Annotated in this window: 12 protein-coding genes; 6 read left to right on the plus strand and 6 right to left on the minus strand. The window is 65.0% G+C overall.

Annotated features, from left to right (window positions below):
- Positions 1-28: 28 nt before the first annotated feature.
- The 4 genes from A8G00_RS09935 (at position 29) to A8G00_RS09950 (ending at position 5245) form a co-directional block, all read left to right on the plus strand.
- The gene (locus A8G00_RS09935; RefSeq protein ID WP_103000548.1) at positions 29-1294 is read left to right on the plus strand and encodes an MFS transporter; all 1266 of its coding nucleotides are present in this window, start codon (positions 29-31) and stop codon (positions 1292-1294) included.
- A gap of 368 nt (positions 1295-1662) precedes the next feature.
- Entirely contained in the window at positions 1663-1983 is a 321-nt protein-coding gene (locus A8G00_RS09940; RefSeq protein ID WP_253257956.1) for a hypothetical protein, read from the plus strand.
- Entirely contained in the window at positions 1980-3059 is a 1080-nt protein-coding gene (locus tag A8G00_RS09945; protein WP_103000549.1) for a Zn-dependent alcohol dehydrogenase, read from the plus strand. The genes A8G00_RS09940 and A8G00_RS09945 overlap by 4 nt, the downstream gene beginning before the upstream one ends.
- On the plus strand, positions 3056-5245 hold the full coding sequence (locus A8G00_RS09950; protein ID WP_103000550.1) for a molybdopterin-dependent oxidoreductase: 2190 nt from the start codon (positions 3056-3058) through the stop codon (positions 5243-5245). The genes A8G00_RS09945 and A8G00_RS09950 overlap by 4 nt, the downstream gene beginning before the upstream one ends.
- A 110-nt stretch (positions 5246-5355) precedes the next feature.
- On the opposite strand, the gene A8G00_RS09955 is transcribed toward A8G00_RS09950, so the two are convergent.
- A complete protein-coding gene (locus A8G00_RS09955; RefSeq protein ID WP_061937235.1) occupies positions 5356-6111 on the minus strand; it encodes an SDR family oxidoreductase in 756 nt (251 codons plus the stop codon).
- Between the two features lie 134 nt (positions 6112-6245).
- On the opposite strand from A8G00_RS09955, the gene A8G00_RS09960 reads away from it, so the two are divergent.
- Positions 6246-6824 (plus strand): TetR/AcrR family transcriptional regulator, encoded by a 579-nt coding sequence (locus A8G00_RS09960; RefSeq protein ID WP_253257957.1) that lies wholly within the window; start codon positions 6246-6248, stop codon positions 6822-6824.
- A gap of 339 nt (positions 6825-7163) precedes the next feature.
- Complete coding sequence (locus tag A8G00_RS09965; protein WP_061937229.1) at positions 7164-7541, plus strand: VOC family protein; 378 nt, start codon at positions 7164-7166, stop codon at positions 7539-7541.
- 26 nt (positions 7542-7567) lie between these two features.
- On the opposite strand, the gene A8G00_RS09970 is transcribed toward A8G00_RS09965, so the two are convergent.
- The 5 genes from A8G00_RS09970 to A8G00_RS09990 all read right to left on the minus strand — a co-directional run bounded on the left by A8G00_RS09970 (position 7568) and on the right by A8G00_RS09990 (position 15010).
- The gene (locus A8G00_RS09970; RefSeq protein WP_061937226.1) at positions 7568-8341 is read right to left on the minus strand and encodes an alpha/beta fold hydrolase; all 774 of its coding nucleotides are present in this window, start codon (positions 8339-8341) and stop codon (positions 7568-7570) included.
- A 604-nt stretch (positions 8342-8945) separates the two neighbouring features.
- Positions 8946-9251 (minus strand): hypothetical protein, encoded by a 306-nt coding sequence (locus tag A8G00_RS09975; RefSeq protein ID WP_061937223.1) that lies wholly within the window; start codon positions 9249-9251, stop codon positions 8946-8948.
- Positions 9252-9369: 118 nt separating this feature from the next.
- Positions 9370-12195: a TonB-dependent receptor gene (locus tag A8G00_RS09980; protein ID WP_103000552.1), complete on the minus strand. Its 2826-nt coding sequence runs from the start codon at positions 12193-12195 to the stop codon at positions 9370-9372.
- Between the two features lie 249 nt (positions 12196-12444).
- Positions 12445-13866 carry a family 43 glycosylhydrolase gene (locus A8G00_RS09985; RefSeq protein WP_103000553.1) on the minus strand — a complete coding sequence of 474 codons (1422 nt, stop codon included), beginning with the start codon at positions 13864-13866 and terminating at the stop codon, positions 12445-12447.
- 118 nt (positions 13867-13984) lie between these two features.
- Entirely contained in the window at positions 13985-15010 is a 1026-nt protein-coding gene (locus A8G00_RS09990; protein ID WP_103000554.1) for an arabinan endo-1,5-alpha-L-arabinosidase, read from the minus strand.
- Positions 15011-15247 lie beyond the last annotated feature (237 nt).

Here is a 15247-nt window from a genome sequence, read left to right on the forward strand (position 1 = left end):
CGCGCTCCTTCCATTGCGGAACAGTGCCATGACGACCGCCGCTCAGGAATGGAAGAAACACTGGCCGACGCTCGCCGCCGCCTCCGTCGGCGTCGCAACCGGCTTTTCCATGCTGCAATTCAACGCCAGCATCTTCATACAGCCCTGGCAGGATAATTTTGGATGGTCGCGCGGGGAAATCGCCGCCGCGCACAACGGAATGATCCTGACCGCGATCCTCTCGCCTTTTGCCGGAACGCTGCTCGACCGCCATGGTGTGCGCCGTCCGCTGCTGGCTGCGATGACGCTGACCGGTCTGGCCTATCTGGCGATGACACGGCTTGGCGGATCGCTGGTCCAGTTCTACGCGACCTATCTCGCCCTGCAGGTCATCGGCATCTTCACCACCGGCCTTGCCTTCACCCGCGTGGTCGCCGCGCGCTTCGTCAAGTCGCGGGGCCTGGCATTGGCATGCACGCGGGTGGGCATATCCATATTGGGCATTTTCCTGCCCGCCACGCTACACGCGCTTGTCGCACGCGAAGGATGGCAGGCGGGTTTCTACCTGCTCGCGGGCATTGTGCTGCTGGTCGGCCTCCCGGTCTGCTGGTTCGGCATCCGGGATGCGGAGCGGTCGGATTCAACGGAATGGAAGCCGCAAGCCCGCCCGGCGCAAGGGGAAAGCTATATGGGATTGTTGCGGCGCGAGCCCCGCGTCCTGCTCCTTTGCTTGTGTGCGGGTTTCGGCTATGCGCCGTTGTCGACCTTGCTCAGCCAGTTTCAGCCGCTGCTGACGGCGCTCGACATCTCGCCGGCCGACGCGGCCATGTTGACGGGCGTGCTTGCGGGTTCGGTGTTGATCGGCACCCTGATTTCGGGAACGTTGATAGACCGGCTCTGGGCACCTGCGGTCGCATGTCTTTTCAGCCTTGGCCCCATATTGGGCTGCATCCTCATGTTGCAGGGTTCCTTGACATTCCCCATGGCCTTGACCGCCGCCGTGCTGATTGGCGCGGCGCAGGGCGCGGAGATCGACATCGTCGCCTATATGGCCGCGCGCTATTTTGGCATGCGGCATTATTCCGCCATTTATGGCAGCACGATTACCGTCATGACGCTGATGGCGGTGGCGGGGCAGGTCGGCATCGGTTTCCTGTACGACCGTTTCGGCAACTATCAGGTTGCGCTGATCGCTGTGATCGGCGGGCTGGTCGCTTCCATATTGCTCTACTTGCTGATGGGCCGTTACCCCCAGCAGGTAGAGGCCAAGCCGGATCGGTCCGCAAGAACGGCCGGGGGAGAAGCTGCCGCCTGATCGTCCCCCGCCGCTGTCGCAAGCCGATCTGCGTCCCGGCGGGATACCGCCATCAAGGGAATACGGATTGCTTGAGGTAGCGCCAGATGCGTCGATACGATGGGTAGGCAACAGAGCGATTGTTCCGCCGCTTGGCCGAAGCTGTCGACAACGAAGATGGGGACAAACATTTCCAGCGCGGTCGAGCGTCACCTATTATCTTCTCGCAACGAACAATCCGTCTCTCGATGGAATGATTATTCGATGATTTGAAGGTGCTAGACGAAAGGTAATGGCGCGTGACGGCATAGCGGACGGAATGGACCCGCCGCCCCGCCGATCGCGTCACGAAAGACCGGCGCCGTGCCGGCACGTTTGCGAGAGGAAGCATGGCCTGTCCGCGCCTGTTCGATCCGTTCCGGATCGGCAATCTGACGCTCAAGAATCGCATCGCCATGGCCGCGATCGAAACGCATCAGGACGAACCCGACGGCGGCGTGATGCTGCATGGCGCCCATGGCGATGCGATCCAGCAATGCCTTCCCCCGCTGATGAACCATCGCGACGATATATGGGGCGGCGATTTCGAACGGCGGCTGCGCCTTCCCGCCGCCCCGCCATCACCAGCGATTACAAGGTTGGACATTATCTCGCCCCCGCGCTCGACCGCGACCGCCATGTCGAGCGGCTGGTGGACTGACGGACGATGAAGGCCGCCGTCCTGCGCGCGGCCGGTGCGCCGCTGTCGGTCGAGGACGTGATGCTGGGAGACGTCAGCCCGCGCGAGGTCCGCATCGCCAATCGCGCGGTTGGTGTGTGCCATTCCGACCTGCATTTCGCGGAAGGCCATGTCCCCCATCCGCTGCCCACCATATTGGGGCATGAGGCGGCCGGCGTCGTGCTGGCGGTGGGCAGTGAGGTTCGTTCGGTCCGGCCTGGCGATCATGTCGTGGCCTGCCTGTCCGCCTTTTGCGGCCATTGCGGCGATTGCGTCACCGGACGCCTATCGCTGTGCGGCACGGGGGAAACGCGGCGCAGGGACGATGCGCCGCCCCGGCTGACGATCGGCGGCGAAACCATCCATCAATTCGTCAACCTCTCTGCCTTCGCGCAGGAGATGCTGGTGCATGAAAATGCCTGCGTCGCCATATCGCCCGACATGCCGTTCGACCGAGCGGCTCTGCTGGGCTGCGCGGTCGTCACCGGCGTGGGCGCGGCCATCAACAGCGCAGGCATCCGGCCGGGGCAGAGCGTAGCCGTGATCGGCTGCGGCGGCGTCGGCCTGTCGGCGATCAACGGTGCGGCGATCGCGGGCGCGGGGCGCATCATCGCGATCGATCGCCAGCCCGCCAAGCTGGACCTGGCCCGCCGCTTCGGCGCGACCGACTGCGTGGAGGCAGGCCGCGATGTGGCGGACAGCATCGTTGAGATGACAGGCGGCGGCGTGGATCATGCGATCGAGGCGATCGGCCTCAAGGCAACGGTAGAAAGCGCCTTTGCCATGCTGCGCCCGGGCGGGATCGCAACGGTCGCGGGCATGATGCCGCCCGGGGTGAAGGTGGAGGTCGATGGTTTCTCCCTTCTCGCCGAGCGACGCTTGCAGGGGTCCAACATGGGGTCGAACCATTTTCCCGTCGACATACCGCGCTATGTCGATTTCTACATGAGCGGTCGACTCAATCTCGACGATCTGGTCGCGGCCCATATCGAACTGGACGCGATCGACAATGCCTTCGCCGCGCTGCGCGGTGGCGCAGCGGCCCGCTCCGTGGTGATGTTCGCATGAGCGCGCAGGTCCATCCCAGCATCTGCCGTCTGTGCACGGCCTATTGCCCAATCCAGGTGACGGTGGAAGACGGCCGGGCGACGAAGGTGACCGGCAATCCCCGCGCCCCACTTTATGGCGGCTATAGCTGTCCCAAGGGGCGCGCCCTGCCCGAACAGCATTATGGCGACCAGCGGCTGCTCCACAGCCTCAAGCGCGGGCCGGATGGGGGCTTCGCGTCCATTCCGTCCGAAACGGCGATGGACGAGATCGCTGCGAAGCTGGACGCGATCATCGCCGAACACGGCCCCCGCTCGGTGGCGATGTATGTCGGCATGGGACTCGTCCCCTTTGTCGCGTCGACCGGCGTGGCCGCCGGCTGGCTGCGTGGCATCGGATCGCCGATGTTCTTCACCGCAGGCTCGATCGACAAGCCCGGCATCCTCATCGCGCTCGCCCATCACGGCATGTGGCAGGCGGGCCAGCCGCAGTTCGACACCGCCGACGCCTGGCTGCTGGTCGGCATCAATCCCGTCATCAGCAAGTCGCCCGGCTTCCCGGGGCAGAATCCCGGCCGCATGCTCAAGGACATGGAAAAGGCGCAGGCGAAACTGATCGTCATCGACCCGCGCGTCACTGAAACCGCCAGGCGCGCCCATATCCATATGCAGCCGCGCCCCGGCGAGGACATCGCCATCCTCGCCGCGATGATTCATGTCATCCTGGCTGAAGGGCTGGAGGACAAGGATTTCGTCGCCGCCAACACGCAGGGGGTGGAGGCGCTGCGGGCGGCGGTCGCACCCTTCACGCCCGATTATGCCGCCGATCGGGCCGGCGTCTCGGCCGATAACCTGCTGGAGGCCGCGCGCATCTTCGCCGGCGCGCGCAATGCCGGGGTCAGCTGCGGCACGGGCCCCAGCTTCGCCACCCATTCCACCCTGACCGAATATCTCGCGCTCTGCCTCGCCAGCCTGTGCGGCCACTGGGCGCGGGCGGGCGATCCGCTGGCCAAGCCCAACGTCCTGCTGCCCGGTTATGAAGCGCGCGCCCAGCCCTGGCCGCCCTTTCAGGGCTGGGGGTTCGAGCCACGCCTGCGCGTGCGCGGGCTGGGCGGCTGCGCCAGCGGCCTTTCGGCAGCCGCGCTCGCGGACGAGATCCTGCTGGACGGGCCGGGTCAGGTGAAGGCTCTGATCGTGGCCGGTGGCAATCCGATGATGGCCTGGCCCGACCAGAACCGCGCCTTCGCCGCCCTCAACACCCTCGATCTGCTCGTCACGATGGACACGGAAATGACAGCGACGGCAGAGCTGTCCCATTATGTCATTGCGCCCAAGTTGACGCTGGAAACGCCGATGACGACCTATATGCCCGAAAGCGTCAAATATTACGGCACCACGCGCGGCTTTCCGCAGCCTTATGCCGCCTACACGCCTGCGCTGGTGCCGCCGCCGCCGGGCAGCGACGTGATCGAGGACTGGGAACTCTTCTGGGGCCTGGCCCAGCGCATGGGCACGATGATCGACGTCACCATGCGCTATGGCAATGGGCCGCAGGCCGAAGCGCCGCCGATGACCTTCACGCTCGATCCCGCCGGGGCCAAGCCCACCGCCGACCGGCTGATCGAACTGTCCTGCCAGGGATCGCGCATTCCCCTCGACCGGGTGAAGCAATATCCCGATGGCCATGTCTTCGAAAGCGACCAGCGCGTGCTGCCGCGCGCGCCGGACAATGATGACCGGCTGGAGCTTGGCGCCCCGCCGATGCTGGAGGAGCTGGAACAGGTGCTGGCCGAGGATAATCGCGCGGTCGAGGCGGACTATCCGTTCCGCCTGCTACCCCGGCGCACCAACAACATCCTCAACAGCTTCGGCCGCCGCATCGGCAAGCTCGCCGGCGATGGCGTCAACCCTGCCTATATGCACCCTGATGATCTTGCCCGCCTGGCGATCGCCGAAGGGGAATGCGTCACGATCCGCTCTCCCCATGGCGAAATCCAGGGCATCGTCGCGGCCGAGGCGGCGCTGCGCCCGGGCATGGTGTCGATGGCGCATGGTTTCGGCGCCAATCCGGGATCGGATGATCCCCGCCGCACCGGCGGCAATACCGGCCGGCTGATCTCGGTCGAGGATGGCTATGATCCTGTCACCGGCCTGCCACGCATGGGCAGTATCCCCGTGTGCGTCGAACGGTTGCCGGCGGCGGAATAGTTTCCCCGGGGCTGTCGGTCTTTCCGCGCGGCGCGGCCGGGAAGGCCACGCCCGAACGCGCGGTTCGACGCTGAGATCCGCATCGGCATGGATGGATCGTTCCTGACAGATCAGGCGTCTCTTGCCCAGGCGACGGCGTCGGCGCCGGCCGGCAGCACTGCCGGGCACTCCGGATCGGTCGCCGCGCGATAGACAGCGTCCGCCACATCCTGTCCGACCGTGACCGGACCGTTGGCGGCCTCCATGAGCGCGGCCAGCGTCTGCTGTGCATAATCGGCATAGGCCGCGGGGAAGCCGCCATCTTTCATCACCTGGCCCCGCGCCGTGTCGCCAAAGCTGGTCGAAGGCGCCATGCCGGGCATGACGATCCGCACCCTGATGCCGAACGGCGCAAGTTCGTGCGCGGCGGACTCGGTGAGCGCATTCATGGCCGCCTTGCTGGCGCGATAGACCGAGAGCAGCGGCAAAGGCTTGTAGAGCGAACTGGAGCTGACGTTCACGATCACGCCCGCGCGCCGCGCCCGCATTCCCGGCAACACCGCCTGCATCATCGCGATCGCGCCGAACAGGTTGGTCTCGAAGATGGCGCGCACCGTTTCCAGGGGGGTGCCCTCTACGGCATTGAGCCAGCCCACCCCGGCATTGTTCACCAGCACGTCGACCGGCCCCGCCTCCGCGACCGCCGCGGCGATGCTGCCCATATCCGTGACGTCGAGCGGCAATATGCGCAACCGGTCGGAGGCGGGCAGGGTGCTGGCTGCGGGATCGCGCATAGTGGCGACGACATTCCAGCCCTGGTTCAGGAAATGGAGGGCGGTGTCACGGCCGAAGCCGGTCGAACAGCCGGTGATGAGGACAGTGTTCATCGTGAAGCTCCTTGCGGGCGATCATTGGAGCATTATAGATATGAACGATCCTTCAGTTTCGGTATTCGCATATGAACCGCCCACCGCCAGCCTTGCTGAAACCTCGCAAAGCGCCGCAACAGGCGCGCTCCGCCGTGACTATCGAGGCGATTCACGTCGCGACCATTCAGGTTTTGCTCGCGGGCGGCGTGGGGCGGCTCACCACCACCCGTGTGGCGGCGCGCGCCGGCGTCTCCGTGGGGACGATGTACCAATATTATCCGCACAAGCAGGCGCTGCTCTTCGCCCTCGTTCAGCGGCAGTTCGACCTGATCGATACGGCGATGCGGGATGCGGCGGCGCGGCTGGCGGGATCGGACCTTGGGACGGTCGCGCATGGGTTGGCCACGGCATGGCTGGACGCGAAGATGGCTGACATGGTCGCCTCCCGCGCCATCTATGGCATCGCCGCCGAGTTCGACCTGTCGGAAATGATGGGCCGGGCGGCGCAACGCATGACGCAGGTGATCGATACGCTGCTCGCCAATGCCCCGGATGCGCGGTTCGCCGACCGATCTTCTGCCGCCTTCATGCTCGCGGCCCTTCTGGGCGGCTCGGTGCGGGTCGTCATGGAGGCTGAGCCATCGGAAGAGAATTTCGCCCGGCTGCGCTGTGAATTGCCCCGAGCTTGCCACGCCTATCTCGTGGCCGCCAGTCAGGGCGCCTTGGCATAGACATGCCGGTCATGAAGATTCGACAGGGGCGCTAAACGACCGATCTGGGGTCGATGACCGAACTGGCAGGCGCCCAAGACGCTCGACCTGCTGGTACTGCCATGTTCATATTGGAACTTTCATCCGTTCCGGGCGGCGGGTAGCCGGCGTCATCCCCTCATTCGCGTGCAGCCGGCGGCGTGACGCTGCCTTCACGTTCGCCATAGGGTGAGCATCATGACCGTTATGAGGGCGCTTGGCTGAAGCGGTGCGTCCGAATCCAGGGCTCCGCCAAAGACCGGTTGCGCATCATCGCTCTTCCCCGGATGGATGGAGGTTCAGCGAACGGGAGGCTTCGGCATGGGCGTCTTAGCATATTGCACAGTTGGTTCGAACGATCTCGCCGGTGCAAAGGCCTTCTATGACGCGCTGCTTGCGGTGGTCGGGCTTGCGCCTTTGTTCGAGCATCCATCTGGAGGTCGTGTGTACGGGCGAGATGGTTCCTTCAGCTTCGCGGTCCTTGGGCCCTATGACGGGCAGCCAGCAACGGTGGGGAATGGATCGATGGTCGCCTTCTGCTTTGATCGGCGCGAGGAGGTGGACGCTTTTCATCAGCGCGCCCTCGCATTGGGTGGCGCAACCGAGGGCGGACCCCATGTGCGCGGCCCGGGATGGTACTTCGCCTACTGCCGCGACCTCGATGGCAATAAGCTGTGCGCCTATTGCCTTGAGCCTTAGGCTTTCCATGCTCGCCGGCACCCGGGTCAGGCCGGTCCCGCCGCCTCGCGGATCAGATCCGCAACGGCGCGGGGGTGGGAGATCAGCGACACATGGCTCGACTTCAGCTCGATCGTCTTTGCGTTCATGCGCTTCGCCATGAAGCGCTGGAGGTTGGGGTCGATCGTGCGATCTTCCGTCGAGACCGCATAATAGCTGGGCTTGCTGCGCCACGCCGCGTTCGTCGTGCGGCCCGCGAGCAGTTCCCTGTGGAACGGCCACTGGACGGCAAAGAGCGCCCGCGCCCTGGCCTCCGGAAGGTCGCCCGCGAAATCGCGGAGGAAGGCCGCTTCGGTCAATCGCCCCTCATCCCCGTCGAAGACGATGCCGGCGCTGGCCGGCGGCGTCGGAAATGTCTTCGCCAGCGCGCCATAATCCTCGCCCGCATCGGGCGCGCGGGCGGCGACATAGACGAGGGCGGAGACATGGGGGTGCATGCCCGCTTCGGTGACGATCATCCCGGAAAAGCTGTGCCCGGCGAGGACGGTCGGCCCATCCTGACGATCCAGCACGCGCCGCGCCGCAGTCACCGCATCGGGCAATGTCGTCAGCGGGTTCTGGACTGCGGTGACGTTGAGCCCGTGGGCCTGCAACAGGGGGATCACCTCCGACCAGGACGAGCCATCGGCGAACAGGCCGTGCACCAGCACGACGTTGCGCGCCTTCGTCTTTGCGACGGTCTGGGCGAATGCGTTGGCGGAGGCGGCGACGGCTCCGGCGATAAGGGCGGTCTGCATGAATGTACGACGATCGACGGTCACTATGCCGTTCCTTTCTGGAAATGGGGTCATCGTGCAACTTGTGCTGCTTCCGGGGCCGGCTGAATGGCGCACATTCTGGTTGTGGAAGCCGGAAAGAAGGAAACGGCCTTGAAGCACTATGCCGATCGGCCGCCGATGGAAAGACGCATGCTTGTGTAACGGCTTCCTTGTGGAGCAGGCGCGGCAGTGCCGGACGCGGCCAGCGCTCTTGAACGCCATGGCGCGGGCCCGGTTCGCAGGGGCGACCGCAACATTGCATGTCGCGCCTTTACAGCCCCTTTGGGCTCAGGACCCATTACTTCGAGGCGCCATTTCGGCGTCCCGCGGGAATTTGACCAAAATGGCCCAGTGCTGCGTCGGCAGGCTGGAAATATCGACATATTCCTGCGCCTCGCCTTCTTGCCCTGAGCCATTTTGCCTCAAACCTCGACCCCGCCAGTAATAGGTCCTGAGCCTAGATAACGCCCCCAGACGCTGTCGGCCATATAGTCGGTGAAGTGGCGGTCATTGCCGCCGCTGGCATACATGAAGTTCAGATAATCGTCGGCATAGCGCCGGTCGTTCAGCCAGCGCCCCTCCGCCAGATGAAAGCCGGTGGCGTCGTTCAGGCTGGCATAGGGTGCCGCTGCCAGTCGACATCGTCCAGGAATTCGGTGGAGATGAAGCCTTCTTCCCCCAGGTCGCGCTGATGCGCGGGGAAGAGGGACCAGCGATAATAATAGACGGCGTCTATCCGGGGATCGGCGGACTCGAAGAAGGGAATGCGCTGTTCGTACCAGGGGGCATCGTTGCCGAAGCGCTGCACGGCGATGTGGTGCCTGTCCATCCCCGGCCGCGACGGGGGCGGGGAAGCGGCGGCCGCCCCCAACAGCGCCGCGCCCGCCAGCAGGACCTTCATCGAAGCATGCATCTCTCACCCTCCCATGACCGCAAAGGATATGGCGGCCGGCCCGGGAATGGAGAGGGGTCCCGGACCGGCCGCCATGGAAATGGGATGCGGTGAGGAGACACCGCATCCCATCGGGCACTCACTTGAAGGTGTAGCGGACGCCGAGCGCGAAGGTGCGCGCCAGCAGGGTCGTGCCAAGATTATATTGCTCGGGACCGCCGACATCCTCGAACTTGTAATAGGTCTGCTGCTTGGACTTGGTGAGGTTCACCGCGTCGAAAGTCACGCCCAGACGGTCGTTGACGTTCCAGGTGAGCTGGAAGTCCAGGCTCTTTTCCGGGTTGCGCCAAACGCCGATCGGGTTGGCGAACAGGCGGGCTTCGTTGTTCGCCAGGAACTCCTTGCGCCAGATATAGGACAGGCGCGCGCCGATCGGGCCGTTGTCATAGGCGAGCGTGGCGTTGTAGCTGAGGTCCGACACGCCGAAGAAGGACGAGGTCGCCTGACCTGTGACATTGCCCGCAGCATCCGTCTGCGGAATGTTCTGCTTGGAATTCAGCACCGTCACGCTGCCCACGAAGCCCAGGCCGTCCAGCGGACCCGGCAGATAGCTCGGGAAATAGGTGAGCCCCAGTTCCAGGCCCTTGAGCACGCCGTTGGAGGCGTTGACCGGCCGGGTGATGGCGAAATTGTTCGTCGCGCCCGCGACGATGCCGTTGTTGGGGATGAATTCCATCACCGTCAGCGGCACCACCAGCCCGTTGATCTCGCGGCGGAAGCCCGTCAGCGTGATCGCGCTGTTGCGTTCGAAATACCATTCGATCGCGGCGTCGAAATTCTTCGAATGGGTGGGCTTCAGCATCGCCGTGCCCGCCGTGCCGCTGCCATAGCCGACATTGGTGAGGTCGCCGGTCAGCGAATAATTGGGGTTGATGTCGCTGAAGTTCGGGCGTCGCAGCGTTTCGCCATAGTTGAAGCGCAGGCGCAGATTGTCCAAAATCTCGTAGCGCGCGGTGAAGCTGGGCAGGAAGCGATCCGAACCCGAAGAGACGCGGGTCTGCGCGCCGCCATTGTAGCGGTCGAAGAAATTATAGTCGGTGTCGACCGTGACGTAGCGGACACCGGCCTGCAGCTTCAGCGGGCGGCCGAAGATCGACAGTTCGCCATCGGCCTGCACATAGGCGGCGATGGTGCTTTCATCGATGTCGAACACCCTCTGGAGCGAGAGCTGGTCGGATGTCCTGAGGCCGTAGAGGCCGCGCACCGTGTCCGCATTGTCGTGAAGCCAGTAGCCGTTCGCGAGCGTCCAGCTCGTCGGCACGTCGGCGCGGCCCTGGTAGAAGTCCGAATTGGTGAAGGCGGCGCCTTCGCCCAGCCCCGCCAGCGTGGTCGCGGCCAGCGGCGCGCCGGCGTCCTGGGTGCGCACGGCGGTCGACGCCTTGCGCTGGTCGATGCGGATGCCTGCCTTGATCTGGCGCAGGAAGCCCTCGTCCCAGGTGTAATAGCCGTCGAGCGTGCCGGTGATGGCGCTGCCCTTGTCCCGGTTCGCATTGTCGTAGAGCTGTGCGACGTTCCAGATGCCGGTGTCGTTCAGCAGGCTGTCGTCACTGAAATGATAGGACGGTATGCCGCCCCCGGCATTGAAATCCGTGGTGATCTGGCTGGCGACGCGGTCTGTGCGCATCGCGATGAAGGAGGTCTTCACCTTGCTGGTCTGATAGGCGATGTCGCCGACGATCTTGCCGCGGTCGCCCAGGTCCCACTTGCCGTTCAGCGCATAGACGAAGCTGTCGGTCGAGGTCTTGGTGAAGTCGCCGCTGTTGAAGCCGTAGACATTGTTGGCGACGCGCGACTTGACGATGTTGGTGCCGTCATAGAGCGTCGGCGCCTGCGGATTGTCCCAGAAGTCGACGAAGCTGAACTGCAGGCTGTTGAAGGTCTCGCCCCGGAAGCCGGCGTAGAAGACCTCGGCCGTATAGACCGAGCTGCTGTTGGGCGCCCATTGCAGCGCGACATTGAAGGACGGACGTTCCCGCTTGCCGTAAAGGTCGGAGCTGAACACCGCGTCTCGCGACAGATAATAGGGGGTTTCGACGCCGTTGACGAGCATGGTGGAGCCGGTCGCCGTGGGCAGGCCGCGGTCCAGGCCGGGGTCCCACGCGCCGAGGGCGGGTGCGACGACGAACTGGCCGGTGATCGGATCGCGCCCGGCGGGGAAGATGCGCTGGAACGGCGTCAGGCCGGTGCCCGTCGCCGGGTCCATCGTCGCGAACGGCACGAAGGCGCCCGCCGTCACGGTCTGGTCGCGATATTTGGTGCGGCTGTAGCTGCCGTTCACCAGCAGGCCGATGTCGCCGATGCCCGTTTCCCAACGGTCGCTGACCAGCAGCGCGACGTTCGGGTTATAGCTGTCGGCCTGTTCATTGTAGATGCCGCGGGCAAGGCCGGAAATGGCGAAGCCGTCGAAGTCGAAGGGACGACGGGTTTCGACATTGACCTGTCCGGCAAGGCCGGTCTCGATCTGGTCGGCGGAGCGGGTCTTGAACACATCGACGCGCTTGACGAGGTTGGCGGACACGTCCTGCAACGCGAAAGCCTGGCCGGCGGCGGTGAAGATGTTGCGTCCGTTGAGCGTGGTCAGCGCATCGGGCAGCCCGCGGATGGAGATCGCCGCCGCTTCGCCGCCGGTGCGGTTGGTCACCTGGATGCCGGTGACGCGCTGGAGCGCTTCGACGACGTTGTTGTCCGGCAGCTTGCCGACATCCTCCGCGACGATCGAGTCGACGATCTGGGTCGATTCCTTGCGGACGTTCAGCGCGCCCACGATCGAGGCGCGGACGCCCGTGACGATGATGTCGTTGGCCTCTTCATCCTGCGGCGCTGCTGCGGATTGGGCATGGGCCGTGCCCGCCAACATGAGCGCGAGCAGGGATGCAGACGTGAAAGCGAGCGGCTTCAAAGCCATGTTTGATCCTCCCCTTGGAGATGCGAGCGCCTTGGGCGCCATGAATTACTCGGACTAATTATTTCTCGGAGTAATAGAAGGCAAGAGGGAATTTGCACCGCCGCTCGCGAAAAAATTTTCCCTAGTGACAAATATGTCTCATTCGAAAAACCGGCGCTTTTCTGCGGTTTCCGGCGAAAAGAAAAAGCCGCCTCCGAAATGGGGAGGCGGCTTTTTATCCTTTTATTTGTCGGACTTGGAGGCTGGGCTTCAGTCCGCGATCCACCGTGCCGTAGCGTCGCGGCTGCCCGCAAGGCGGATTTCCTTCCCGACCGCCGCAAGCGCCTTGCCCGTGACTGCGATGGACACGAAGCGGACCGTGTTCGACCTGTCGTCGGAGAATCGGACGAACTGGCTGCGCATGGCGAAATCGGCGCTGCGATCATCGCGGGCGAGGGTGACGGAGCCGTCCTTGCCGGCCAAAAGATAATGGTCTGGCAACAGAATGGGGGAAAGCATGACGCTCTGCGGCCCGGCGCGTCCGGCGGTCTGGCGGAACTGGGTCGCGGGCAGCGAAGGATTGCCGGCGATCAGGCGGGTGCCGTCATGGGCCAGCAGCGCCCTGGGATCGACGGCGGAGGCGAAACGCTCGGGCAGCGGGCCGTTGCCGACGGGCACGCCGAAGTCGGGCGTGCCGTCCGCCTTGTAATAGAGGCGCTGGACGCGCGTATGGCGGTCCGGATTGAACAGCGGGTCGCCCTTGATCGCTTCATAGTCGCGGCCATGATAGACCAATATGTCGCGGCCCTTCTCATCCACGGTGAAGCTGTTGTGGCCCGGCCCGTACACCCTGGTCTCCGGGCAGCTGGTGAAGACCGGCTGCTGCGATTTCACCCAGGCATCGGGGTCCATGATGTCCGCATCCTCCGGCGCGGTCAGCAGGCCCAGGCAATAGCGCGCGTCGGTGGCGCTGGCCGAATAGGTCATGAACAGCCGGCCGTTGCGGTGAAGGACGGCGGGCGCCTCCGCCACCTTGTAGCCGCCTGTTTCCCAGTCGAGCGTCGGGATCGTGAGGCGCGTCGCCCTGGCCGCCAGCTTCAGCGGCGACGCCAGCGGGGCGATATAGAGGTTGGAATTGGTCTCGATCCCCGGTTCGCGCTGGGCCCAGGCGAAGTAGCGCCTGCCCTTGTGCACGAAGCTGGTGGAATCGAGGTTGAAGCTGTCCCATGGCGCCTGGAACTGGCCAAGCAGCTTCCATCGGCCGGTCATCGGATCGGGACCGTCGCAGACGATGGCATAGGTGCGGATGCGGAACACGTCCTCGCCGCCGCCGCTGGGGCCTGCGGCGAAATACATGGTCCAGCGTCCGTCGATCTGGTGCAGTTCGGGCGCCCAGATGAAGCCGGACAGCGGGCCTGTCTTCTCATGCCGCCAAAGGACGGCTTCCTCCGCGGTGGCGAGGCCCGCGAGCGTCTTGGAGCGGCGCAGGACCAGCCGGTCATATTCGGGGACGGAACCGGTGAGGTAATAATGGCCGTCCTCATGACGGAAGACCTGCGCGTCCGCGCGTTGCTTGACCAACGGGTTGAGGGGGGCGGGGGCAGGGACTTCGGCCTTGGTGCGCGCGATCAGCGGCGTTGCCGACAGTGCGGCTGTCCCGGCAAGGAACAGGCGGCGATCGATTGGATTCATGAAAAGCTCTCCTCTTGGGTCGCCCTTGCCCTTCCCACCGCCCTTGGGGGCGGACCCCCTCTCTCCCGGCGGGAGAGGGAGGGAGACGCGAAGCGCCGGAGGGGGGAGGGCGACGGGGTCAATATTCAGCCACCGGCCAGCCGTCCGCGCCCCAGCGGACCGGCGCGATCCGCAGGGTGGGGACGCCGTTCGCCTGCTTGTCATAGGCATGATAGACGACATAGTCCGTACCGTCCCGGTCGTGCAGCCAGCCCGCATGGCCCGGCCCGCGCCAGCGTTGCTGCTCCTGAAGGTCGGCGCGCAGGAAGATGGTGCCGCCGCCCTGCATCATCGAACTGCCGTCCTTGCCCAGATAGGGGCCGGTGATCGCCCTGGACCGGCCGATCACCGTATAATAGGTGCTGTTCACGCCCTTGCAGCAATAATCATAGGACGCCATCAGCCAGTAATAGCCGCCATGGTCGACGATGAAGGGCGCCTCCACCGGGGCCGGGCCGCCTGTGGGCGCGGGGCGGCGGGCGATGGCATGGGGTTTCGCCTTGGGGTCTTTGGGTTTGCCGGTTTTCGGGTCCAGCGCGAACAGCTTGATGCCTGTCCAGAAGCTGCCCAGCGCCAGCCAGTGGCGACCCTCCCGGTCAACGATGAAATTGGGATCGATGGCGTTGAAGTCGTCCGTGCTGGTCGACATCACCACCAGCCCTTCGTCGCGCCAGCCGTAATTCTTCGCCTTGGGATCGAGCGTCGGGCTGGTCGCCAGCCCGATGGCCGAGCGGTTGGAGCCGAAGGTGGAGACGGAATAATAAAGCCGGTAGCGGCCGTTCACGAAGCTGATGTCGGGCGCCCACATGCCGTTGCTGCCGGGGATCGCCTTCGTCGCCCAGCCGGGCAGGGCGGTGAAGACGGGATCGCCGGCGGTCCAGTGGACCAGGTCCTTCGACGTGCGCGTTTCTATCAGGCGCTGGCCGTGGCCGGTGCTGAAGACATGATAGCTGTCGCCTTCGCGGATGATGACCGGATCGTGGGTCGGCGTCAGGTCGCCGGTCAGGCGGCTGTTGAGGGTGGCGGCGGGTTGCTGGGCCAAGGCCTGGCCAGCAGCCGCCAGCAGCGCGAGGCCCATGAGTTTCATGATGATCTGCCGCGCCATATAGGCTCTCTCCGATAATGGTTCCGGGCGCAACGTGCTTCTGCGCAGGAACACGGCATAGCTAAAAAGGATGGAGCGGACGGCGATTCCACCCTCCCTCCGCTCCAAGGGCTTCATTGCAGGTCGAGCACGACCACGGACCGGGGCGGCAGCGCCACCGTCAGCGTGCCGCCGCTCACCTGCGCGCCGGTGAAGGCGGCGGGCTTCACCACCTCCGGCGCGTCGAAGCTGTTGTGC

It is taken from the genome of Sphingobium sp. SA916, assembly GCF_002894065.1.
In the GTDB taxonomy this organism is placed as follows: domain Bacteria; phylum Pseudomonadota; class Alphaproteobacteria; order Sphingomonadales; family Sphingomonadaceae; genus Sphingobium; species Sphingobium fuliginis.